The sequence below is a fragment of the Rhizobium sp. Root149 genome (assembly GCF_001427345.1).
Lineage (GTDB): Bacteria > Pseudomonadota > Alphaproteobacteria > Rhizobiales > Rhizobiaceae > Neorhizobium > Neorhizobium rhizoryzae.
Map to the genome: position 1 here is coordinate 115567 of NZ_LMGD01000026.1, position 22756 is coordinate 138322.

Below are 22756 nucleotides of genomic sequence, written 5' to 3' on the forward strand. Positions count from 1 at the left end.
GGACGGGGCGGCCGACAACGCAACGGCTTCCCCAGCCGAATAAGCGCTGGGTTTCATCGCGCTCGAGGTCTTTGCAGGCTCGCCAACAGCCTGTTCGAAGCTTGCAATCCGCCTGAACCGCCATCGTCTGGAGCCCCTACCCCGCGCTCCGCGCCGACAGGCTTCTGCGCTTCAAGCTTTGCCCGAAGCAAAGCCATGATCATCGGCCAGGTCGAGAACTTTCCATCCCTTGCCCGATCGCTCAAGCTTCGCAGATAGCCGCCAGCGTTATTGATCTGGCCAGCCCGCTGATAGATCGCGGCGAGTGTGATCGACGCGTGCTGCTCACCCATCGCCTCACAAGCCTCCCGCCAGGCGCTGAGACTGATCCCCAGCATTGGCCGGGCCAGCTCAGCCGTCGCCAGCAAGTCGCGCCAGTGCCGGATTTCAGCCCCTTGGGCCAGCTCGCGGATTTCCGGGCAAGCGTCCAGCACGATACCCAATGGCAAATCTCGGTTCGGCAGGCTCCGCACGTTGGCGGGTTCTGCGTCATCCCTTTCGGCTTCTTCTATTTTTCCATAGCTGTTTTCAGATTCAATATTAGAGTCTGGATTTGAATTCTGTATGTGACGGCCAGAATGGGACTCATTGGCGACCGGAATCTGAGATTTAGCGAATGTTTCCAAGACCTCACGGATTTCCGAGCATAGGGCGTGGAGATCTACACACACGTCTTCGAGTAGTTGCCTCGAAGCTGATCGGGGCAGGCTGCTGACGAGCGTTTGATAGTTCCCCTGTATCCGTACCCAATTGCCTGGCACGCGCTCTGTGATACCCAACTCGATGAGCTTCACGATTTCTCGACGAAGGATCGTAAATTGCTCTTTTGCGACCCGGAACGCCTTCTTCTCGTGGCGAACAGCGTCTGCCAATTGTTTGAACTCTTCAGCTCGCGCAACAATGGGGGAAAGATCGAAGCCATAGGCTTGCTCGACCTCCCCGCCCCTACCCTTTCTGGCAAACCGCTTGCCGTTTGGGCTGTCGCGTCGAATGACCAACCCGCAATCAACCAGGACAGCGATATGACGCCGGAGGGTCGTCGCTGGCATTCCATTGGCCCTGGCGGCGAGCTGCTCGTTCGACGGCCAGACGATAAGCTCCCCGCTGCAGCCCAGTGTAGTCTCCGGATAGAACGATAGCAGCGCGTTCAGGATCGATAGCGATCGATCCGTAGCGCCCAAAAGCTCACGTGCCTCCCGTACATCTTGAAATACGTGCCATTTGTGAGCGGTCGAATCGGGTTGAGATTCCCGAACCGCCATCTGTCTCGAAATTTGGCCAAGCGTCATCGGCCGCCGCCCATAGGGCGTCGTTGCTAAATGCGTCTGCATTCCCTTTTACCTTCTGTCGGGCAAAAGAAATTGCTCGCCGAAACGGCGCTGAGCCCTAAAGACTCTTGACGGTGATTCCGGGAAATGCGATTCTCTAGCTGCGACACTAATGAGAAGGGCTTCCGGATTTCGCTTCGGTGGCCTTTTTCTTTTGCTTGCTTCCTCTGGTGACACGACTGTCGCCTTCGGCGTCAAACCATCGCTATTCTCCTTCACTGTCCTTTTCTTGGAATTGTTCAAAGAGCTCATCGAGCTTATCACTCACGAATTGAGCAAATTGCGGCACGATCTTGTCTTCGAAAACGAGCGCTGTGTTACCATTACGCTTTTCGATGCGAGCCGCGCGTTTGCCGTTCGGAGCTTTCCAAACGCCAGTTGGACGCGCAGCTTTCTTTGGCTTGTCTTCAAGCGAGCGGAGGACAGCATTGAAGCGTGCGTCGCTATCTTGCTTTTGCAGCGATTGGTCTGCGAGGACGCTCTCGGCGATGGAAATAGCTCCGTCGACCAAAAGCTTCTCTGCAAGTAATAACCAACGCGCTCTCCCTGCCTTCGGGGCTGGACCGATACGATGGACAAGCTTCTCTGGTATGCGGCGCGCGACGGCGATATACCGGCTTAGGTCTGCTTTGTCGGTGACCAGCGCGGCGACTATGGTGCCGCGATCACATCCATCATCTTCGAGATTCCTCGCAAAGAATGCCTTTTCAATGAAAGACAGGTCTTTGCGGTCCAAATTCTCGCGGCCCTGAGCAACAATGAGTTCACTGTCACTAAGGCTCCGCACGATCGCTTTTACGGGAAGACCGAGCATTTCTGCTGCCCGCAATCGTCTCCGGCCATACGCGACTTGATAGCGCCCTGGGTTCTCGAGGCTTGGTCGGACAAGAATCGGCACCTGCTGTCCGTGCTCGTTTATGCTTGCGACGAGTTTGTCGAAGGCGGCATCTACGTCGATGTTGATACGATCCGCGATGCGAGAGTGATCGACCTTTTTGGGATCGATCGAAATTACGGCCTCACCCTCCGCAAGCTGCTTCTGCAAGTGAGCAGCCTGTTTGGCGTTCTCCGACATTTCGTGGAGAGAAGCCCCCATAGCAGATATGGCGCCTGTCCTAACCCGATCCGCAGACTTCTGAGCAGGATTGGAAGTCTCGGGCCGCTTTAGGTAGAGACTATTAATTGCATCCTTTCGGCTCATCATACGCCCCCGATCCGGCATGCAATGCACCTATGGGCTCTCAGTTGGGAGCTCCCAACACGAGCAAGTTCAGTGGCGACCTTCACCGAATCGAAGTTGTTGGGAGCTCCCAACACCTGACCGGGCCAACGTTGCGAAAACTTCAAAGTCAAAGGGGAAATCATTGGCGACCCCAAGCTTGCTTGATCAAGCTTTCGATTTCGCCATTTACCGCATCCAAAGATTCCATGGCTCGGTCGTATGTAGTCCGAGTTAGATTTTCTCGACCAATCTCGTACAGCGTCTGCTTTGTCAGCCCGGCATCAGAGACCGCCGCAGATTTCACCATCGGGTTCGTTAGAACGTGGTCGTCGAAAAGATTGCGGAGGAGGGCGGCGACTTTTGTTTGAGGCGCGTCCTGCGGTTCGAAACGAGTGAGGAGATAGCGGATGAAGTCAAACTTCAAGTCTCCTCCGGCTTCACGAACGACACCGAGTAAGTCACGCGTCATGAGAAGGAATTGGCTCATCGAGGAAATATCGAGCATTTGAGGATGCACGGTGACAATCATGCTTGTAGAAGCGCATAGCCCGCTTAGTGTTAGGAAACCTAACTGAGGCGGGCAATCGATGACAACGACATCGTAGTCCTGTTCAACCTCGTCAAGCGCCGCAGCAACACGTGCAAAGAAAAGTGTATCTCCATTCCCGCCAGAAGTGAGCGCTTTTGGCGTTGTATGTTCGAACTCCATTAGCTCGAGATTCCCAGGAACGAGATCGAGGCCATCGAAGTAGGTCGGACGAATGACTTCTTTAAGCGGCCGTCTTTCGCTGTCATATCGGATCGCAGCATAAAGCGTCTGATTGGCACCGACATCAACTTCTGGAAGTACACCGAGTAGGGCAGAGAGACTCGCCTGCGGATCAAGGTCGACTGCAAGCACCCTGTAACCTTGCAGCGCAAGATACTGCGCGAGATGCGCTGAAGTGGTCGTTTTTCCCGAGCCGCCTTTAAAGTTCGTAACAGCTAGCACCTGGAGATGCTCACCGGATCTACGATATGGAACAAAATCGATCGATTCACGTCCACGCGTCGATTGGGCGAGGATTTTACGAATGGCATTGATGTCTGCCAGCGTATAAAGGCGTCGCCCGTTGCTCGTTGTTTGGGGTTGAGGGCCCTCACCAGCCAACGTCATCTTCCGCAGGGTTGAATCAGAAACGCCAATCAGCTTCGCGGCTTCACCAGACGTGAGACGACGTAGGACCTTCTGAGAAGTCGGTGGAAAGAGTGCTTCGCTCATCGCCTGAAGCTGGGAGCTCAGCAAATCTGCCTGGGTACCGATTGTCTCGTCGACACTCGGCAGGTGATTTCTATGGGACTGAACTGCTGTGCGCACGTTAATTTCTTTCATCACGGATTTTCGGGCCAAAGCACGTATTTTCCGTGACGATACCAATGAACCATTCTCGCGCAAGAGATTATTGGTTAACAAGAGGTTAACGCAACCACCAGAAATCCCTGCCGAATTTGGAATCATCTATATGCGCCCGTGGGTTACGTTGCTCTTGAAGCGGGTTAGGCCCAATCACAAAATGCATCTCTGGAGGCGTCGTCCACACCTTCATTTGTGCTCGCCGGGGGACTTAACCCCGATTCGATGCCAACGCGTAGGTGCAGATCTGCATATAGCCACACGCGATTCGTGATGATTTTTGTTTGCCCGGGTTCGATTCTCGGAGTGGAAGCATGCACATCACAGTCGTTTCACCGGATCACTATGCGCAGCAGCAGGCGTTGCTCAAGCAGATGCATCGGCTTCGTGCCAAGGTCTTCGGATCGCGCATGGGATGGGACGTCACCGTTCGAGATGGCGAAGAGCGAGATCGCTACGATGCGCTCGATCCATCATATGTATTGGCTGTCACCGATACGGGCAGGGTCGCGGGCTGCGCGAGACTGTTGCCCGCCACGGGACCAACCATGCTCGCGGAGATGTTTCCGCAGCTGTTTGCGGGCGGCGCACTTACCGCTCATTCCGCGATGATCGAAAGCTCTCGCTTTTGCGTCGACACCACGCTTGAGGCGGGGAGGGGAGGTGGCCAGCTACACCTCGCAACGCTCACCATGTTCGCCGGCATCGTCGAGTGGTGCATGGCAAACGGCTATAATGAGATCGTGACCGGAACCGACCTTCGCATTGAACGCATTTTCAAGCGGGTCGGTTGGCCGATGACGCGTCTCGGAGCACCAACACCGATCGGCGATACGCAGGCAGTCGCCGGAAGTCTGCCTGCGCATCAGGTGAACTTCGACCGACTGCGGCCCATCGGATATCGCTCGCACATTGTTTCGATAGAGCTTGCTGCGACGCGGAGAGTGGCGTGACCCAGTTGCTCTCCCACTCCCGCCTGGTGCGCAAACTCCAGGATGCTCTCGGCGATCGGTTATGTGTCGCGCTCGATGATGCCAGCGTCGTCGAAATCATGCTCAACCCGGATGGCCGATTGTTCATCGAGCGTCTCGGCCACGGGGTAGCGCCCGCCGGCGAGATGACCTCGGCGGCAGCCGAAGTCATTATCGGCAGTGTCGCCCATGCCTTGCAGTCGGAAGCCGATCACGAGCAGCCAATCATTTCGGGCGAGCTGCCGATTGGCGGACATCGGTTTGAGGGATTGCTTCCGCCTGTCGTCTCCGCACCAACCTTCACCATTCGCCGCCGCGCCTCGCGTCTCATCCCGCTCGACGACTATGTCAAGGCCAAGGTGATGACTGAAGCGCAGGCCTCTGTACTGCGGAGCGCCATCGCCAACCGTTTGAACATCGTCATCTCCGGCGGCACGGGTTCGGGCAAGACGACACTTGCCAATGCTGTCATCGCCGAGATCGTCGCGACGGCGCCGGAGGATCGCATGGTGATCCTCGAGGATACGGCCGAGATCCAGTGCGCCGCCGAAAATGCCGTCTCGCTACACACCAGCGACAGCGTCGATATGGCAAGACTACTCAAGAGCACAATGCGCCTGCGGCCCGACCGCATCATCGTCGGCGAAGTTCGCGACGGAGCCGCCCTCACTTTGTTGAAGGCCTGGAACACCGGTCATCCGGGAGGGGTGACAACAGTGCACTCCAACACCGCCATGTCCGCCCTGCGGCGTCTTGAACAACTGACGTCGGAAGCAAGCCAGCAGCCGATGCACGAGGTGATCGGCGAGGCTGTCGATCTCGTCGTGTCGATCGAGCGAACCGGTCGCGGCCGGCGGGTGCGCGACGTCATCAATGTCGAAGGCTTCAAAGGCGGAGCCTATCAGACCGAACACTATGCGCAGATCGATGAGGATAGCCATGCAGCCTAAGCATCTTCATACACTCACCGGCGCCGTCGCCATGATGGGATTGATCGTCCTGGCCTCGCCGGCCTTCGCTTCGTCCGGCGGTGGCGGATTACCGTGGGAGTCGCCGCTGCAGCAGATCCAGCAGTCAATCACGGGACCCGTAGCCGGGTTTATCGCGCTGGCGGCCGTGGCAATCGCTGGCGGGATGCTGATCTTCGGCGGCGAGCTCAACGATTTCGCGCGGCGGCTTTGCTATATTGCGCTGGTTGGCGGCGTCTTGCTGGGTGCGACACAGATCGTCGGCCTGTTTGGCGCGACGGGTGCCACGATCGGCACCGTCGAACCGTTGCCCCAGACCCAGGCCATCGTACAGTCTGCGATCTCTCCGCGGGCGGGGGAGGGGTCCCGTGGCTGACGCCGGCTCCAATCTCTCGCGCTCGCGGATCCATCGCGCTCTCTCGCGCCCAAACCTGCTGATGGGAGCCGATCGGGAACTGGTGCTGCTCAGCGGCCTTGCCGCCATCATCCTGATCTTCGTCGTGCTCACCTGGTATGCCGCAATTTTCGGATTGGCGCTTTGGCTCGTTGCCATCGGCGCCTTGCGGACGATGGCCAAATCCGATCCGCTGATGCGTCGCGTCTATCTGCGGCATGTCTCGTACAAATCCTCATACCGGGCGACCTCGACGCCCTGGCGTCGATACTGAGGCTTTTTGGATGGTAGCCCTCAATCGCTTCCGGCAATCCGGTCCTTCCTTTTCCGACCTCGTTCCCTATGCCGGCCTGGTCGACAACGGCATCATGCTGCTGAAGGACGGCAGCCTGATGGCTGGCTGGTATTTTGCCGGCCCGGACAGCGAGAGCTCGACCGACACCGAGCGCAACGAAGTCAGTCGGCAGATCAACGCGATCCTGTCGCGTCTTGGCTCCGGCTGGATGATCCAGGTCGAGGCCGCCCGTGTGCCGACGACCGACTACGCGACAGAGGCCGACTGCCATTTTCCCGATCCTGTCACCCGCGCCATCGATGTGGAGCGCCGAGCGCATTTCGAGCGGGAGCGGGGACATTTTGAGAGCCGCCATGCGCTGATCCTGACTTGGCGGCCGCCGGAACCGCGCCGATCGGGCCTGACCCGTTACGTCTATGCCGATACAGGCAGTCGATCCGCGACCTATGCCGAGAGCGCGCTCGACAGTTTTCGGACGTCGATCCGCGAGGTCGAACAGTATCTCGCTAATGTCGTGACGATCCGGCGCATGGTCACCCAGGAGACGGAAGAGCGCGGCGGCTTTCGCGTTGCGCGCTATGACGAGCTTTTCCAGTTCATCCGCTTTTGCGTTACCGGAGAAAACCACCCGGTGCGCCTGCCTGAAATCCCCATGTATCTCGACTGGCTGGTAACGGCCGAGCTGCAGCATGGCCTCACGCCGACGGTCGAGAGTCGCTTCCTGGGCGTGGTGGCGATCGACGGTCTGCCAGCCGAAAGCTGGCCAGGCATTCTGAATTCTCTCGATCTCATGCCGCTCACCTATCGCTGGTCGAGCCGCTTTGTCTTTCTCGACGAACAGGAAGCCCGCGTCCGGCTCGAGCGCACGCGCAAGAAGTGGCAACAGAAGGTCCGTCCCTTCTTCGACCAACTGTTCCAGACGCAAAGTCGCTCGCTCGATCAGGACGCCATGCTGATGGTGGCGGAATCCGAGGACGCCATAGCGCAAGCCGCTTCGCAGCTAGTCTCTTATGGCTATTACACCCCGGTCATTGTGCTCTTCGATGACGATCCGCTGCGGCTTCAGGAGAAGTGCGAGGCGATCCGCCGTCTGATCCAGGCTGAAGGCTTTGGCGCCCGGATCGAGACGCTCAATGCAACGGATGCCTTCCTCGGCAGTCTGCCGGGCGTCTCCTATGCCAACATCCGCGAGCCGCTGATCAACACCCGCAATCTCGCCGACCTCGTGCCGCTGAACTCGATCTGGTCCGGCAGCCCGGTCGCGCCATGCCCGTTCTATCCCGCCGGCTCGCCGCCGCTTATGCAGGTCGCCAGCGGTTCGACACCCTTCCGGCTGAACCTGCATGTCGACGATGTCGGTCATACACTGATCTTCGGTCCCACCGGTTCCGGCAAGTCGACCCTGCTGGCGCTGATCGCCGCGCAGTTTCGCCGATACGAGGACGCACAGCTCTTCGCATTCGACAAGGGCCGGTCGATGCTGCCGCTAACCTTAGCGGTCGGCGGCGATCATTACGAGATTGGCGGCGATGCAAGCGGAAAAGGGGAGGGAAGCTCGCCGGCGCTCGCCTTTTGCCCGCTCTCGGAATTGTCGACCGACGGCGATCGCGCATGGGCCACCGAGTGGCTGGAAACGCTGGTCGGGCTACAGGGCGTGACCGTCACCCCGGATCATCGCAACGCAATCTCAAAGCAGGTCGCGCTGATGGCGCATGCGCGCGGCCGGTCGCTATCGGATTTTGTCAGCGGCGTGCAGATGCGCGAGATCAAGGACGCGCTTCACCACTACACGGTCGACGGGCCGATGGGTCAGCTTCTCGATGCCGAAGAGGACGGCCTGACGCTTGGCGCCTTTCAGTGCTTTGAGGTCGAGGAACTAATGAACATGGGCGAGCGCAACCTCGTGCCGGTTCTCACCTATCTGTTTCGTCGGGTCGAGAAGCGGCTGACCGGTGCGCCGAGCCTCATCATCCTCGATGAAGCTTGGCTCATGCTCGGCCACCCACTGTTCCGCGACAAGATCCGAGAATGGCTGAAGGTGCTGCGCAAGGCCAATTGCGCAGTGGTGCTTGCCACCCAGTCGATCTCGGACGCCGCACGCTCCGGCATCATCGACGTGCTGAAGGAGAGCTGCCCGACTAAAATTTGCCTGCCGAACGGGGCCGCGCGCGAGCCGGGCACCCGAGAATTTTATGAGCGCATCGGCTTCAACGAGCGGCAGATCGAGATCGTCGCGACCGCATTGCCGAAGCGCGAATATTACGTGGCCTCGCCAGACGGCCGGCGCCTGTTCGACATGGCGCTCGGCCCGGTCGCGCTCTCCTTTGTCGGCGCCTCCGGCAAGAAAGATCTGAAGCGCATCCGGGCGCTGGTTTTGGAACATGGCGAACACTGGCCGCTTCGCTGGCTGGAACAGAGAGGGATTGCCCATGCCGACACCTATCTTCAAGACAACTGATCGGGTCAAGGCGATCGCGTCGATCGCTGTTATCGCGTCGATCGTAGCGCCTTCCATTGGACGGGCTGGCGGCGTTACCGGCGAGGCGACCGAGTTCACCCAGATTGCCAACAATACCGAGCTGATCTCGCTGGTCGGCAAATCGGCCGAGCAGGTCAACAACCAGATCAAGCAAATCAACCAGCTGGCCGAGCAGATCCAGAACCAGCTGAAGATCTATGACAACATGCTGCAGAACACCGCTCAGCTGCCGGATCATATCTGGGGCCAGGTGGAAGGCGATCTCAAAAAGCTGCAGAGCATTGTCGGACAGGGGCAGGGCATCGCCTTTTCGATGGGCAATATCGACGATCAGCTGAAACAGCGGTTTCAGAGCTATGCCGATATGCAGGCAAACCTGCCGACGCAGGCGAATTTCTCGACCACCTACCAGTCCTGGTCCGACACCAACCGCGATACGATCGCCGGCACGCTGAAGGCGGCGAACCTGACGGCCGACCAGTTTTCCAGTGAGGAGTCCACCATGTCCTCGCTGCGCGGCATGTCGGAGAGCGCCGACGGCCAGATTAAGGCGCTGCAGGTCGGCCATCAGATCGCCGCTCAGGAAGTCGCGCAGATGCAGAAGCTGCGGAGTCTCGTGTCGCAGCAGATGACGATGATGGGCACCTGGTACCAGTCGGAGCAGGCGCAGAAGGATCTGGCACAGGCGAGACGGGAGAAGTTCTTCAATGCACCGGAGCATGATATCCGCAGTGGCCAGACTATGGAGCCACGCTGGTGAGCGGGCGTTTGTTTATGGCCCTTGCACTCGCGGGGCTCATTGGCTTTGCCGCTGGCGCAAGCTGGATGAAGTGGCAGATGGCCTCTGTACAGATAACCGGCGGCAATGCCACCCAGCCGTCATCCGACGAGGCACAGCGAGAGCATCGCGAGAAATTCTTCAGCGGTGATCCGGAGCGTGACGTCCGGGGCGGGCAGGAGCTGAAACCGAGATGGTAATTGCTCATCCGTCCCGAAAGCTTGAGCTTGCCTTCATCGCGATCGGCATTGTTCTCCTGGCCAGCGCCCCGGCGCTCGCACAGCAGGGACAGGTGCTGACCACACTGGAGAACTCGGTCGCCGCGGCTGTCAAAGGATGGGAATCGCGGATTATCGAAGCGGCCAGGTCCCTGTTCTGGATCTTGGCGGGGATCGAGATCGGCATTGCTGCCGTGTGGCTCGCCATCAACGCGGCCTCACTCGATGCCTGGTTTGCCGAACTTGTGCGCCGGATCATGTTCATCGGCCTGTTCGCCTTCATCCTCGATCGCGGCCCGGCTCTTGGCAAGGCGATCGTCGATAGTCTCTACCAGATAGGTGCAGGCGGTGGATCGGCGTCGCCCGCCAACATTTTTGACGCCGGTATCCGGGTCGCGTCCAAAATGTCGGAACAGGCGAAGTTTGGGCTTTGGGAAGACAATGCGCTGGCGATCGCCGCGGTGTTCGCAATGGTCGTCGTGGTCGTTGCCTTCAGTCTCGTTGCAGCGATCTTTGTCGCCGTCATGGTCGAGATGTATGTCGGCCTGCTTGCCGGCATGATTATGCTCGGGCTTGGCGGTTCTTCCTACACCAAAGACTTTGCCGTCCGATACCTCGTCTACGCTTTCTCCGTCGGTATGAAGCTGATGGCGCTGGTGATGATCTCGAAGATCGGTTCCGACATCCTGTTAGGATTGGCCGAGACGCCGTCGACGACGTCAGACCAGTTCATCAATACGCTCGCAATCGCTGGCATTTCGGTCGTCGTCTTCGTCATCGCCATGTATGTGCCGCCGATCGTTCAGGGCGTCGTACAGGGCGCCTCCGTCTCCGGTGGCATGGAGGCCATCCGCCACGGCGGACAGGCGGCGTCGTTTGCAGCAGGCGGCGTGGCGCTCGCCGCCGGCGCTGCTGGAGCAGGCTTTGCCGCAGGACAGGCGGCACGCTCGGCAGGCTCGTCGATGGCAGGTGCAGCCCTTCGGGGCATGGGCTCCGGGATCTGGTCCGCAGGCAGTGCGGCGGGATCGGCAGCCAAGGAAAAGGCAATCGGCTCGCCCGGCGCCTATGCCGGCTCACTACTCGGCCTTGCCAACGCCAAGCTCGACGGCAACCGCAGTGGATCCGGCCGGAGCGCTCTACCTCCCGAACGCAATGACAAATCTTGAAGAAGGACGGGACAATGGCTGCCAATCGCGCCCCCGAAAACCCTTATCTTGCCGCCCGTCAGGAATGGAGCGAGCGCTATGGCTCCTATGTGAGGGCGGCGTACGCTTGGCGCATTGTCGGCATTACCGGCCTGCTGATGGCGGTCGTCGGCTTTTCCTACGCGCTCTATCAGTCGACGCAGGTCAAGCTCGTTCCGTATATCGTCGAAGTCGACAAACTCGGTACGGCCGCGACAGCCGGCTTCCCGCAGCAGATCGAGTACGCCGATCCGCGCGTCGTGCGCGCCACGCTCGGAGGCTTCGTCTCGAACTTCCGCTCGGTGACACCGGATGCGGTGGTGCAGAAGCAATATATTGATCGGACTTACGCCCTGCTCAGGACATCCGATCCGGCAACTGAGAAGGTCAATGCCTGGTATCGCTCCAGTTCGCCCTTTGAGAAGGCGAAGAATTCTACAGTCGCCATCGAGGTCAACAACATCGTCGCGCTGTCCAACCAGTCCTACCAGATCGACTGGACCGAGTTCGAGCGCGACCGCAAGGGCAAGGAAACCGCGCTTCGTCGCTTCCGTGGCATCGCCACCGTCACACTGACACCGCCCCAGGACGAGGGCGTCATCCGGCTTAACCCGATCGGTCTTTATCTCAAGGACTTCGATTGGACCGCACAGCTTTGAAAGGCATGGCCTCCCCATGATCAAGAATTTTTGGACTGGCCGGGCACACTTGGCCTTGAGCCTGACTTTGCCGCTCACGTTGTGCCTGATCGCTGGACCGGGCCTGGTTTCGACGGCGGAGGCCCAGCAGGTCTCCGCCAATGAACGCAAGGGCATCGACATTTCCGGTAAATGGCGCGGCACGCGCGGTCTGGTGACCAAGGGCGACGACGGCAAGATCATCTTCCTCTATGGCGAGGTGCAGCCATCCGTTGTCTGCTCGCCGCTGCAGGTCTGCGACATCGAACTGCAGCCGGGCGAGGTCGTGCGCGATGTGCTGGTCGGGGACACCGTCCGCTGGAAGGTGGAGCCGGCAACGTCGGGGGCGGCCGGCGGGCAGGCGATCCATCTGATCGTCAAGCCGTCCGAACCGGGTTTGGTGACCTCGATGGTCGTCACGACATCGCGACGCACCTACCATATCCAACTCAAATCCCACCCAACTCAGTATATGGCGCGCGTCGGCTTCGAATATCCCGAAGACGTCTCGGCGAAGCTCGCCGATATCAATGCCCGGCTGGAAGCAAGCACTATTCCCGGCGCCAATGTGCCGGCCGAGCAGTTGAGCTTCTCCTATTCGGTTTCCGGCCGTGCCGGCTGGCGGCCGACACGGGTCTACAGCGATGGGCAGAAAACCTACATCCAGTTCCCGCGCCGGATTTCTGGCCAGGATGCACCGGTCCTCTTCGTCGTGTCAGGCGGTCAGAACCGTATCGTCAATTATCGCATGAAGAACGACATGATGATCGTTGACTACAATGTCGACAGAGCTGTCCTGGTCTCCGGCGTTGGGTGGAAGCAGGAAAAGGTGACCATCAGGCGGGGAGGTCGGTGATGCGATCCCCCCATATCTCCACGTCCCGCCAGCTTTTAATCGCGGGTCTCTTCGCCATGCTCCTGTCCGGGTGCCAGACCGCTGGAAGCGACGGACTTGTGGTCAGCGACGCGCCGCCAGAGATCTCCGGGCCGGCTGCGAGTGCTATCGCCGGCGATATGGTGAGCCGCCTTGCCGAGCAAATCGGCCAAGGCAAAGCGACGGTAGCACTGAAGGTGGACGGCTCTCCGTTCGGGCATGCGCTCGAGGCAGCGCTCAAGGGCTGGGGTTACGCCGTCGTCACTGACCAGAAGGCCGACCAGAAGGTCATCCCACTTGCCTATGTGATCGTGCCGTTCGAGGGCCAGGTGCTCGCGCGTCTGTCGACGTCGAGTGTCGAGCTTGGACGCGCTTACATCGTCACGGGGAACGGTGCGACACCTGCGAGCGCACTGTCGCTGCTGAAGCGCGGATGAGGGGAGGCGATCATGGTACAATCACTGAAACTCGGTGGCGCCACCAATGAGGAGGCTCAGTCCGGCATGCGCCGGATCAACCGCCTGCCGATCATCATCGTCATTGTGCTGCTGGTGGCGTTCCTCGGGGTGATTTTCTACGGCCTGACTTCCCGCGGCCTGTTCCTTAACAAGGGTGCGGGACTGGAGGCCAATCCGGGCACACCGGCATCGACTTTCGCCGACCAGATCAAGCGTGGCGTCACCGACGGCATTATCGGTGATCCCGAGAGCCAGGTGACCTACCAGCCAACGCCGGTAGAGAAAAAGCAGGAGCCAGCAACCAATCCGTTTCCGGCGCAGCAGACAACGGCCGAAGAGCAAAAGCCGGAGCTGGAACCGGAGGCCGTCTGGCGGGCGCGGCTTCACCGTGAAAACCAGGAGCAGTATCTTCGAGAGCAACAGCGTCAACGGATGGCGCGCCTTCAGGCCAGTGACGCGGCCTATGATGCGCCGCTGGTCATTGATCGCAGCAAGCTTGAAGCGGCTGCAAAGACCAGCGACCAGCGCCCGGTTGAAACGGAAATGGCTTCATCGACCCGTTCATCCATGCCGGATCTCTACGCCGCCGCCCTGAAAAATGGCCTGCTCGGCCAGAATGTCGATCAGAATGGACAATCATCGAAAGAGGATTTCTTCAACAGTGATCTAAAGGAGCTCGGCTATCTGCCGAACCGGGTCGTCCCGCAGCAATCTGCTTTCGAACTCAAGCGTGGCTCCGTCATTCCGGCGACGCTTATCACCGGGATCAACTCCGATCTTCCAGGGCGGATTACGGCGCAGGTCAGCCAGAATGTCTATGACAGCGCCACCGGGCATCGCCTGCTCATCCCGCAAGGAGCAAAGTTGTTCGGGCGCTATGATAGCAAGGTGTCGTTCGGGCAAAGCCGCGTTCTCGTCATCTGGACCGACCTGATTTTCCCGAATGGTTCGACCCTGCAGATTGGCGGCATGGCCGGCACGGATGCGCAGGGCTATGGCGGCTTCAACGACAAGGTCAACAACCACTACTGGCGGACGTTCGGGTCGGCGGCGCTAATTGCGTTGATCGGTACCGGCATTGACGCTTCGTTGCCGGAAAGTTCGACACTGGCAACGCAGGAGACGGCCTCCGATGCGGCCCGCCGGAACTTCGCGGAAAGCTTCGGCCGTGTAGCGGAGCAGACGATCAGCAGGAACCTCAATGTCCAGCCGACATTGGAGATCAGGCCGGGCTACAAGTTCAACGTTCTTGTAGATCAAGACATCGTTTTCCCAGGAAAAATTAGCGCTGAAAACTAGATAATGTTGGGCGTTACTGGAGCGCCTAGTTGCTGACAGACGGCGACGACGGCGTTTGGCTTCCAACAGGCTTTCTCGGATCAGCGATCCGAAGGCGGTTCGTGTCCGCAAGCACTGTGCACATGATAAAGTCGTGCGAGAGCTTCTTCCGCCGGTGAATCGGACCTCTTCTATCCACGAGACTGGAGGTTGTCCGCAAGTTGATGCTACTTTCATACGGCACAATCAAAGAGCGCATCAGATATCACTTGGCACACGCAGTCCGGTCGCGTATCGAGAACGTCGTGGCCCAACGATTTAATTCGTCAACTTTTATGCGCGTCCACCGGGTCAGTTCTTCGCGGATACCAACCGACGGGCTTCGTAGTGCCTCTGAACCAGCCTTCGCTGCGTGGCCCGACTGACGGGTCGGGAAAGGTTTGTTAAGGAATGCTGAGGATCGTAACTGGGACTGTTATTTTTGACGAACCAGATTGCGGCAGTACACTCCCTGCATGGAGCCTTCGCCAACAGAATGACGTCCAGGGCGCAATACCTGGCGCCATACGACACTGTCTGAAACAGCGCTTATAGGCTGCCTAAGCCTGAGCGGCAAACATTGTTGGAGAGGAACCTGGATGCAACACTGGTTGGACAAGCTGACTGATCTTGCAGCGATTCCCGGCGACGAGCATCTCGTAAAGCAGGGCTTGGAGGCCGTCATCGCATCGAGCGGCTTCAGCGGTTACGCCTATCTCAACATTCAACCGAGCCATTCCAGCGCCTTGTCCAACTACCATCCAGAATGGCAGGGGGAATATTTCAGGCGGCAGTTCAATAAGTTGGATCCTGTCATCAAACGCGCCAAGACGCTGAGGCAGGCGTTCTCATGGAGCGCCGAATGGGACAGATCACGGCTGTCGGACGACGAGCGTTCTTTCTTTTCCCTCGCGACAGACTTCGGGATACGATCGGGGATCACGATTCCGATCCGGATCGCTCATGGTGCCCTGGCACTGTTCACGCTGGCGTCTTCGAACCAATCGGTCGATCTCGAGCGGGACATTGATCCTGTTGCGGCGGCCACGGCTGTCGCGCAGCTTCACTCGCGTATCCAGTTCGCCGATCCAACCCCAAGCGCCGAAGAGCAGCTCCGCCTCGATCCCAAAAGCGCAACCTATCTGAGCTGGATCGCCGATGGAAAGACAATGGAAGAAGTCGCCGATCTCGAGGGCGTCAAATACAACAGCGTCCGCGTCAAAATCGAAACTGCCCGCAAGCAGTTCAACGTCCACACGATCACGCACCTCACTTCGACGGCGATCCGGAAAAAGCTGATCTGACGATCAGTTGACGCTGACCTGGGGGATATGGCCGAGGATCGCAAGCAGGGTATTCAGGGCGCTCATCTGTGCGTGCATCTCGATGCTGGCCTCGATGAATTCGAGGTGCTGGGCTCCACCCGTTGCCCGGCCGGCCTGATAGTCTCCGGGCAAGGCCTGGTAAAGCGCGTCGGCCCTCTCGACCAACTGCCTGTGCTTGCGGATCGCATCGACCGTCAGGGTCTCGAGGTCGGCTGCGGGCAGTCCTTGTGTCAGCCCGAATACCGGGCGCAGCTCTAGCTTTTCCATCAAAGGAAGGTCTTTCGAATCCATGGTAGTTTCCAGCTTCGGGTATTGTCTGCGGTTCGCCCCCGCAAACGTCAATCCCTGATCCAAGCCGGGGGTTGGAAACTGTACCTGGACAGTCCTGAGACCTTTAGCCGAAGCCTGGACATACGTCACAGGCCCCCGGCCACATGGTCAGAGGATTCTGGTACCGCAACGGCCGGTACCAACCGCCAGATAGGGGTTTCCACACCCCAGGGCAGCGCGTACTGCCCAAGCCGCTCTTATAGAGGTCGGCGTCGAATTTCGCCAGTGCAAACAGGCGGATAATTGCCCTGGGAGCACTGCAGATCTGCATATCGGCCAGAGTTATCTTGCGCCGATGGTGGAGAGATCGACACGGATGCCAGCCTTGTTCGGGTCATCGACAGGCTGCTCGCGGGCTGCGGTTTCGCTTCGATCATCCGCCTCAGGAATTTCTGTCGTCTTGGTGGCATCCTCTCCAGGAGCGACATCCGCAGCGGTATCGGCAGAAGAGTTTGCCTGTTTCTCCTCCGGACTCGGCGTCCGAAACACGGCCTTCCCCTCGAAATACCCCGACTGCCAGGCTAAGATCGCATCCTCGAACACCTGAGCCTCGGCCTGTTTGCCAGTCGGATTGCCATACCAGCTGAGGACGATGCGATAGACTTTGGCGAAGAGTGCTGTGCCCATGCGCAGATTGGCGCAGGCATCGACGAGATCGGGTTTCAGGGCGCCAGCCTCGAGCACGCCAAGCCCGGCCGGATATTGTGTGATGCCGGCCCGTACGACATTGCGGCCAATATTCTCGCGGATCAGATCCATGGCCGCTTCCGGCGTCGTCGGCCGCGGCACCAGCACCACACGGTTGCCGGCGCGGACGGTGATCGCCAACGGATCCTCGGACCCGGCCGCCGCGACGAACTTTTCGACGATCGCCGGCTTCAGCGACGGATCGGCGCATTCCTTGATCAGGGCCGCATCGACCATCTCAGTCTCCTTTGGCCTGGACGTTGACGGCGCTAACCAGCGGCAAGTCGAACAGCCTGCCCCAAGCGACTGTGCTGGCCTGCTGGATCGCGACGATCGCGGTGCCCGATGTCCACCAGCCGTTGCCAGCCGCAACGATGATGTCAGGTGAATGCAGCATCGACTGCAGGACCGGCCAGACGATGAGCTGCTCGTAGCAGATCAGCGGGGCGATTTTGGTCTCTCCAACCGCGACGAGCGGATTGCCAAAGAAATGCGCTCGCGCACCGCCAGGCTGGCCGATCAGCATCCGCCACGGCTGCCACATCGATCCGGGCACCGGCATCCGCTCCCGGTAGAGGATTTCGGCATTTGTCGCCGAGATCGCTACCAGCACATTGTCATAGCCTTTGCCATCGAGGACGGCAGCGCCGGAGATGACGGTCAGATCCCGACCGTGCAGCGCGTCGCGCCACAGGCGCTCAACGGTCGGCGTCCAGAAACCGAGGGCGCTCTCAGGTAGCACAAGGGTTCTGACATCCCTGATTTGCGCTCTCTCCAGAACTGTTGCAATCAGGACTCGCTGACGCTCCAATGATGCGTCCCGACCCAGTGTCTCACCGAATTCCAGATCGACGCCTGTCCACCCCTCCGGTAACGTCGGTTCTGTCCAGAATGCGGCGGACCAGAGCCACACGCTCAGCATGACCAGGACTGCTGCCGGCCAGAAGCGCGATGTCATCGTCGCCAGGCCGGCAGCAGTTGCCGCCAATCCCCACCATCCCCATCTCGGAAACAGAACACCCGCCGCGGTGATCGGCTGGGCCCAGCCGGTGATGCCAAACGGCGGTAGTGCCATTAAGGCGGTCGCCAAGAGATATCGTCCGGCCCGCGCTTGCCCCGGCCGCGGCGTCCAAAGGGCAGCATGCACGATGACGAAGGACGCTGAAGCTACCAGCCACAGCAGGAGGCCGGGCCACAGATCGGCGGAGTAGAAGTTGGCGACCCCTTGGGGCAGACCGCGCGATGCGGCGAGAAAATAGCCGAGCGAGATAAGCGCTGCGACCAAGCGCGACGGCGCCATCGCCCAGAGCACCGGAAACAACATGGCGACGGGCAGCGCTAGCACAGTGCCGCTCCAGCCGATCGCACCAACGGCAACCGAGATGGCGATTAGCACAGCCGAACGCATCCGGTCATGGATCGAATGTGAGGATCGGTCGGGCAAGTCCGAGCATTCCGCTTGCGGGGACGGGCCCAAAATATCGGGAGTCATAGGAACTCTTGAAAGGAGAGTGGAGATAGAGCATGCCCGGCGGGACGACGCCGCCGGCATAGGGTTCGAGCAGCCGCCCGGCGCCATCGATTTGGTTCACTGCCGATGAGGGAACTGGTCTCCCATCGATCATGACGTTCTCGACGATCTGGACATGCTGGCCGGGCAGGCCGGCGACGATTTTGATCAGCGGCGCAACGCTGCCCGCGCAAAGGCCGCGTGCGAGATAGAGACGGCGGCGCGCTTCCGCGAACAATGGCGTCTGTGGTGGGCAGATGAAGACGAGATCGCCTGTTGTCACAGCCCTGTCTGTTTCTTCGATCCGCCAAAGGCCAAGCGGTTCGCTTGGCGTCAGATTCAGTCTGTAGCCACCGAGCATCGCTGTCGCGGAGAGCGCTCCAACCACAAACACCGATACACCTAGAATCGTGACCACGCGCCGCCGCGTTTTGCCTCGCTGTGTCATTGCTTGAGGCTCGGCGTCTGGCGTTGCGACAGCCTGAGAACCTCGACCTGTTTAAGCGTCGCGGTCGTGCGCTCATGCGCTGCCAGTTGCTGTCCGGCCCGCATCACCGGCCAGGCCTCCTTCAGGTTTTCCTTTTGCGCGGGCTGCAGACCGAATGCCATTTTCTCGAACAGCGGTCCTTCGGGTTTTCGGGCGGCATTCGCCAGCATGGTAGGCTCACCGAACCGCTCGGAGACCGCCTTGTTGAACCCGTCGATTTCGAGCTTTGCCTCACGGTTGCTGATCGCATAGCCGAGCGCCGCCGGAAGATCGTTGCGATCGATTGCGTCGCGAACGCGCTCCAGCACGTTGCGCGCTTCCGGTGAGAGGGCCGGAATATCGATCGACACGCGCTGGCGCAGGCTCTTCTCCTCGCCCTCGATCCGGGCCCGTGCCGTCTCGCGCATGGTCAGATAATGCTCGATGTCGCGCTTCAGGGCCGGTAGGTTGACCTCTGCAACCCGCCGCGCTTCCTTCTCCGACCTGCCTGCCAGCAATCCGGTCTTGCCGTTCAACGCGCCGATCGTGCCGGGATTGTCGACTAATCTATGTAGGACCTGGTTGGCGGTCTGCCGGTCGGTCAGGACCGCATCGAAGTTCATCGCCCGGAACGCGGTCTCGGGATCGGCGAAGACATAGCGGAAGCGCGTCGAGACCTCATCCCATTGCTGCTTCAGTGCCGGGTCATTGCCCAGCTTCTGATCGATCGTATCGTTGACGGAGAAAGCAAACTGTTTGACGCCGGCGACCATGGGCGCGAGTTCCTTCTTCTGTTTATGAATAGCGGATTGCAGAAGACCGAGGCGTTCGCCGACAGCGCGTAGCTGTTGGCCAAGTCCAGCCAGTTTTTCCCTCTGCCGCAGCGTCCAGTCGAGCCGGTCGCGCACCAGCGTACGGGCGACCTGGACCAGATGCAGTCCGCGGTTTTCGGCGAAGGACAGTGCCTGCCGGTAAAGCCCACCATGCCGGTAGTCGAGCGTCGTTTCCTTGGCATTGCGGCGCGACAGGACCTTCTCCAGCCCGCCATTGAAGCCGAAGGAGCGAGTGCCGTAGTAGAGCTGCAGATCCTCGCGATGGCGGGTCATGGCGACGTAAGTGAGATGCCGATCGAGCGAGAGCGACGCCAGCACCTTGACGCGGTCGACCGTGGCGCCCTGGCTCTTGTGGATCGTCGTGGCATAGCCATGATCGAGATTGTTATAGCTACGCTGTTCGACCGAAACCTGTCGCAGATGCTCGCCTTCACCCACCGTGATCACGACGCGGTTTTGTGCTGCCTCGACCACCTTGCCGAGCATGCCATTCTTGACGCCGAGGGCAGTGTCGTTTTTCAGGAAGACGATTTGGTCACCGGCGTCGAAACGGCGTTCACCTTCGGCTGTTCGGAAGCTATGACCGTCACCTATGATCCCGCGCTCGATCAGTTTTGCGCGCGCCATGTCGTTTAGCATACGCACGTCACGGCGAAGGTGGGCGAGCATCAGTGTTGTCTTGGTCGGATCGTAGTCGCGGTTCCAGTCAGAGATCAGTTGCTCGACGGCTTCGGCCTTCAGCTTCGAACCGTGCACCCGATCCTCGGCGCCATAGGCGGCAAGCGCTGCACCGACATTGCCGCGCGCCAGATCGAGCGAGGCCGCCCGCATCCACTCTTCACGCTGGCGATATATTGTTTCAAGCTCGGCATAACCGATACGATCGGCAATCGCCCGGAAGGATGCCCCCGCCTCGATCGGCTGCAGCTGGTCGGGATCGCCAACAAGCACCAGTTTGGCACCGGCCCTGACAACAGCTTCGACGAAACCGGCCATCTGCTTCGAGGCGACCATGCCGGCCTCGTCGATGACGAAGACGGTCTTCCCGTCAATGCCATCTTGGCCACGCTGCCAGCGCAGCTCCCAGGACGATAGCGTGCGGCTCTTGATGCCGGCTTCCTTCTCCAATCCCTCCGCCGCCTTGCCGGCAAGCGCCGCACCGACCACGTGATAACCTGCTGCTTCCCAGGCTTCGCGCGCCGCCTTCATCATCGTCGTCTTGCCGGCGCCGGCACGGCCCACGATCGCCCCGATCCGTGCCAAACCGGTGATATGTTCGATCGCGGTTTTCTGCTCGTCGGACAGGCGCTGATGACGAGCGAAGGTCGATTGCAGCACGGCCGGTTTCACCGCGTGCGAGGGCTGTCGTGCCAGCCACAAGGCGCGATTGGCCATCTCCGCTTCGAGCGCGATCATCGCCCGCGTCGTGTAGCGCGCCGGCACCCATTCGCCGGTGGCAAAGTCGATCGTGTCGCGTTGCAGCCGCAGCACCTCGGCATGCTGCAGGATCCGGGCCATCAGCTGCTGGAAGATGCTGGGATCATCGACATAGCGGTGCAGCACCTTGCCGACATCGCGCACATCGAAAACGCTTTTCTCCCGCGTGATCATGTCCAGCACCAGGCCCGGATTGCGCAGGACGCGGCGGGTGTTTTCCGCGCGGCGCTGACCGTTGAGCTCAAGCCGCTCGAGTTCCGGGACCGCACCGTGGATCGCCGCCTTCCGCTCGATTGCCTTGGCGCCAACGCCCAGGTGAATGGTCGGCTCAAGCGCAATGCCCTGCTTCTCGTAGGAGCGACCATCGACGCGTAGCGAGACCCCATTCATCGCCAGGTGATGGTTCTGACGCTCGAACCAACCGTCGCGCAGCGCATTGAATTCAGGCGTGCCACCAGCCCAGAGTTCGTAGACCTGCTTGCCTGCTTTGGTCTTGAGCGGGCGCCCATCTTCGCTCAGGACCGCGACCTTCTTTGCCCCGAAACCGCCCTCGGTCAGCGGCCGCAATGTTGTCATCAGGTGGATGTGCGGATTGCCGGGATTATCGTGATAGACCCAGTCGGCCACCATGCCCTTGGCGAGCACATGCTTGTCGACGAAATCTCGCACCAGCGCGATGTTCTGCTCAGTCGTCAGCTCCAGCGGCAGAGCGATCGTCAGGTCCTTGGCGAGCTGCGCATCGCTGCGTTTCTCGAAAGCCTCGACCCTGTTCCAGAACGCTTCCGACGCACCTGATATCGAGCGATCGGCAATCAGACGTTTGGCCCAGTCCGGCGCATCGGCCGGCAGCGTAAACTCCTCATGCAGCAGCCCTTGCTTGCGCGTGTAGTCGATGCTGCGGGCTTCGCGCTGATAGTCCATTTTAGCGCAGTGCCTGTAGGCCGCCGACAGCACGGCGCTACGGCCTTCGCCGCGGCTGACAATGCTGACGGAGAAATGGGCGATGGCCACGGCACTCAATTCCTTCCCGTTTGAACCTCGGTTCACCCGGATAGCGGCCCCGCCAGAGTGGCAAACGCCACGTCGCAACCGCGACGTATAATTGCGCCCTTGGATCCGCTCTATCCGAGCGGCGGGATCATGCCGGAAGGCTTGCGTCTTGCCGATATGCAGATCTGCACATTGGCCTGACGGCCCTTTTGGAGGAGTCTGGTGCCGCTGACACAACACCAGACATCCCAAGGAGTGGCAATCGGAATGAGAAAATCGACATCGCAGATACGCGAAAAGCTCGCACGCCTACAGGAAGAGCTGAAGCAGGCGGAAACACGGGACGCCGAGCGCATTGGCCGGATCGCGCTAAAAGCTGGTCTTGGCGAAATCGAGATCGACGAGATGGAGCTGCAGGCGGCGTTCGAGGACGTGGCGAAACGGTTTCGCGGAGGGGACAAGGGAAGGACGATCGGGAAGGAGAGGCCAGAGGCAGGGGGTGGGGCAAGCAGTTCCACTGGCAGCCAGTCCGCAACGGTCGAAGCTGGCCCGGCTCAGGGCAATGCTGGCGAGGGTTGAGCGG

General features: G+C 60.0%; 22 protein-coding genes. 14 read left to right on the top strand and 8 right to left on the bottom strand.

The features are described from left to right. Positions 1-53: 53 nt before the first annotated feature. From repC to repA, 3 genes are all read right to left on the bottom strand, one after another. Positions 54-1370, bottom strand: a complete 1317-nt coding sequence (gene repC, locus ASD54_RS25675; protein WP_062557439.1) for a plasmid replication protein RepC — start codon at positions 1368-1370, stop codon at positions 54-56. Positions 1371-1572: 202 nt separating this feature from the next. After that, complete coding sequence (gene repB, locus ASD54_RS25680; protein ID WP_062557480.1) at positions 1573-2568, bottom strand: plasmid partitioning protein RepB; 996 nt, start codon at positions 2566-2568, stop codon at positions 1573-1575. A 160-nt stretch (positions 2569-2728) separates the two neighbouring features. Next, entirely contained in the window at positions 2729-3961 is a 1233-nt protein-coding gene (repA, locus tag ASD54_RS25685) for a plasmid partitioning protein RepA (RefSeq protein ID WP_062557440.1), read from the bottom strand. A 335-nt stretch (positions 3962-4296) separates the two neighbouring features. Here repA and traI point away from each other — a divergent pair, with 335 nt between their 5' ends. The 13 genes from traI to traR all read left to right on the top strand — a co-directional run bounded on the left by traI (position 4297) and on the right by traR (position 15899). Beyond that, positions 4297-4935: an acyl-homoserine-lactone synthase TraI gene (gene traI, locus ASD54_RS25690; protein ID WP_062557441.1), complete on the top strand. Its 639-nt coding sequence runs from the start codon at positions 4297-4299 to the stop codon at positions 4933-4935. Continuing rightward, positions 4932-5903, top strand: coding sequence for a P-type conjugative transfer ATPase TrbB (trbB, locus tag ASD54_RS25695; RefSeq protein WP_062557442.1), 972 nt, complete (start codon positions 4932-4934; stop codon positions 5901-5903). Before traI ends, trbB begins: the two co-directional genes overlap by 4 nt. A 31-nt stretch (positions 5904-5934) precedes the next feature. Continuing rightward, positions 5935-6297, top strand: coding sequence for a TrbC/VirB2 family protein (locus tag ASD54_RS25700; protein WP_244484860.1), 363 nt, complete (start codon positions 5935-5937; stop codon positions 6295-6297). Beyond that, positions 6290-6589, top strand: a complete 300-nt coding sequence (locus tag ASD54_RS25705; RefSeq protein WP_062557444.1) for a conjugal transfer protein TrbD — start codon at positions 6290-6292, stop codon at positions 6587-6589. The genes ASD54_RS25700 and ASD54_RS25705 overlap by 8 nt, the downstream gene beginning before the upstream one ends. Before the next feature lie 10 nt (positions 6590-6599). After that, positions 6600-9068 carry a conjugal transfer protein TrbE gene (locus tag ASD54_RS25710; protein WP_062557445.1) on the top strand — a complete coding sequence of 823 codons (2469 nt, stop codon included), beginning with the start codon at positions 6600-6602 and terminating at the stop codon, positions 9066-9068. A 40-nt stretch (positions 9069-9108) separates the two neighbouring features. Further along, positions 9109-9849 carry a P-type conjugative transfer protein TrbJ gene (trbJ, locus tag ASD54_RS25715; protein WP_244484861.1) on the top strand — a complete coding sequence of 247 codons (741 nt, stop codon included), beginning with the start codon at positions 9109-9111 and terminating at the stop codon, positions 9847-9849. 14 nt (positions 9850-9863) lie between these two features. After that, positions 9864-10067 (top strand): entry exclusion protein TrbK, encoded by a 204-nt coding sequence (gene trbK / locus ASD54_RS25720; protein WP_348272054.1) that lies wholly within the window; start codon positions 9864-9866, stop codon positions 10065-10067. Beyond that, positions 10061-11251 (top strand): P-type conjugative transfer protein TrbL, encoded by a 1191-nt coding sequence (gene trbL / locus ASD54_RS25725; protein ID WP_062557448.1) that lies wholly within the window; start codon positions 10061-10063, stop codon positions 11249-11251. The genes trbK and trbL overlap by 7 nt, the downstream gene beginning before the upstream one ends. Positions 11252-11265: 14 nt before the next feature. Then, positions 11266-11928 carry a conjugal transfer protein TrbF gene (locus ASD54_RS25730; protein ID WP_062557449.1) on the top strand — a complete coding sequence of 221 codons (663 nt, stop codon included), beginning with the start codon at positions 11266-11268 and terminating at the stop codon, positions 11926-11928. A gap of 16 nt (positions 11929-11944) precedes the next feature. Further along, entirely contained in the window at positions 11945-12802 is an 858-nt protein-coding gene (trbG, locus tag ASD54_RS25735) for a P-type conjugative transfer protein TrbG (RefSeq protein WP_082547402.1), read from the top strand. After that, the gene (gene trbH / locus ASD54_RS25740) at positions 12802-13257 is read left to right on the top strand and encodes a conjugal transfer protein TrbH (protein WP_062557450.1); all 456 of its coding nucleotides are present in this window, start codon (positions 12802-12804) and stop codon (positions 13255-13257) included. Before trbG ends, trbH begins: the two co-directional genes overlap by 1 nt. A 12-nt stretch (positions 13258-13269) precedes the next feature. Then, positions 13270-14577, top strand: coding sequence for an IncP-type conjugal transfer protein TrbI (trbI, locus tag ASD54_RS25745; protein WP_062557451.1), 1308 nt, complete (start codon positions 13270-13272; stop codon positions 14575-14577). 617 nt (positions 14578-15194) lie between these two features. After that, positions 15195-15899 (top strand): transcriptional regulator TraR, encoded by a 705-nt coding sequence (traR, locus tag ASD54_RS25750; protein WP_062557452.1) that lies wholly within the window; start codon positions 15195-15197, stop codon positions 15897-15899. 3 nt (positions 15900-15902) lie between these two features. Here the strand turns inward: traR and ASD54_RS25755 are convergent, their stop codons facing one another. From ASD54_RS25755 to traA, 5 genes are all read right to left on the bottom strand, one after another. Further along, a complete protein-coding gene (locus ASD54_RS25755; protein WP_062557482.1) occupies positions 15903-16211 on the bottom strand; it encodes a transcriptional repressor TraM in 309 nt (102 codons plus the stop codon). A 321-nt stretch (positions 16212-16532) separates the two neighbouring features. Then, positions 16533-17174: a TraH family protein gene (locus ASD54_RS25760; RefSeq protein ID WP_062557453.1), complete on the bottom strand. Its 642-nt coding sequence runs from the start codon at positions 17172-17174 to the stop codon at positions 16533-16535. A 1-nt stretch (position 17175) separates the two neighbouring features. Then, entirely contained in the window at positions 17176-18345 is a 1170-nt protein-coding gene (locus ASD54_RS25765) for a conjugal transfer protein TraB (protein WP_062557454.1), read from the bottom strand. A gap of 4 nt (positions 18346-18349) precedes the next feature. Further along, positions 18350-18895, bottom strand: coding sequence for a conjugative transfer signal peptidase TraF (gene traF, locus ASD54_RS25770; RefSeq protein ID WP_062557455.1), 546 nt, complete (start codon positions 18893-18895; stop codon positions 18350-18352). Then, positions 18892-22194 carry a Ti-type conjugative transfer relaxase TraA gene (gene traA, locus ASD54_RS25775; RefSeq protein WP_062557456.1) on the bottom strand — a complete coding sequence of 1101 codons (3303 nt, stop codon included), beginning with the start codon at positions 22192-22194 and terminating at the stop codon, positions 18892-18894. The genes traF and traA overlap by 4 nt, the downstream gene beginning before the upstream one ends. Positions 22195-22440: 246 nt before the next feature. On the opposite strand from traA, the gene traC reads away from it, so the two are divergent. Further along, a complete protein-coding gene (traC, locus tag ASD54_RS25780) occupies positions 22441-22752 on the top strand; it encodes a conjugal transfer protein TraC (protein WP_062557483.1) in 312 nt (103 codons plus the stop codon). The last annotated feature ends 4 nt before the right edge of the window (positions 22753-22756 follow it).

Excerpts from the sequence above, each read along its gene's own strand:
- repC (WP_062557439.1), bottom strand. The coding sequence starts at position 1,370 with ATGCAGACGCATTTAGCAACGACGCCCTATGGGCGGCGGCCGATGACG.
- repB (WP_062557480.1), bottom strand. The coding sequence starts at position 2,568 with ATGAGCCGAAAGGATGCAATTAATAGTCTCTACCTAAAGCGGCCCGAG.
- repA (WP_062557440.1), bottom strand. The coding sequence starts at position 3,961 with ATGAAAGAAATTAACGTGCGCACAGCAGTTCAGTCCCATAGAAATCAC.
- traI (WP_062557441.1), top strand. The coding sequence starts at position 4,297 with ATGCACATCACAGTCGTTTCACCGGATCACTATGCGCAGCAGCAGGCG.
- ASD54_RS25700 (WP_244484860.1), top strand. The coding sequence starts at position 5,935 with ATGATGGGATTGATCGTCCTGGCCTCGCCGGCCTTCGCTTCGTCCGGC.
- ASD54_RS25710 (WP_062557445.1), top strand. The coding sequence starts at position 6,600 with ATGGTAGCCCTCAATCGCTTCCGGCAATCCGGTCCTTCCTTTTCCGAC.
- trbK (WP_348272054.1), top strand. The coding sequence starts at position 9,864 with ATGGCCCTTGCACTCGCGGGGCTCATTGGCTTTGCCGCTGGCGCAAGC.
- trbL (WP_062557448.1), top strand. The coding sequence starts at position 10,061 with ATGGTAATTGCTCATCCGTCCCGAAAGCTTGAGCTTGCCTTCATCGCG.
- ASD54_RS25730 (WP_062557449.1), top strand. The coding sequence starts at position 11,266 with ATGGCTGCCAATCGCGCCCCCGAAAACCCTTATCTTGCCGCCCGTCAG.
- trbG (WP_082547402.1), top strand. The coding sequence starts at position 11,945 with ATGATCAAGAATTTTTGGACTGGCCGGGCACACTTGGCCTTGAGCCTG.
- trbH (WP_062557450.1), top strand. The coding sequence starts at position 12,802 with ATGCGATCCCCCCATATCTCCACGTCCCGCCAGCTTTTAATCGCGGGT.
- trbI (WP_062557451.1), top strand. The coding sequence starts at position 13,270 with ATGGTACAATCACTGAAACTCGGTGGCGCCACCAATGAGGAGGCTCAG.
- traR (WP_062557452.1), top strand. The coding sequence starts at position 15,195 with ATGCAACACTGGTTGGACAAGCTGACTGATCTTGCAGCGATTCCCGGC.
- ASD54_RS25755 (WP_062557482.1), bottom strand. The coding sequence starts at position 16,211 with ATGGATTCGAAAGACCTTCCTTTGATGGAAAAGCTAGAGCTGCGCCCG.
- ASD54_RS25760 (WP_062557453.1), bottom strand. The coding sequence starts at position 17,174 with ATGGTCGATGCGGCCCTGATCAAGGAATGCGCCGATCCGTCGCTGAAG.
- ASD54_RS25765 (WP_062557454.1), bottom strand. The coding sequence starts at position 18,345 with ATGCGTTCGGCTGTGCTAATCGCCATCTCGGTTGCCGTTGGTGCGATC.
- traF (WP_062557455.1), bottom strand. The coding sequence starts at position 18,895 with ATGACACAGCGAGGCAAAACGCGGCGGCGCGTGGTCACGATTCTAGGT.
- traC (WP_062557483.1), top strand. The coding sequence starts at position 22,441 with ATGAGAAAATCGACATCGCAGATACGCGAAAAGCTCGCACGCCTACAG.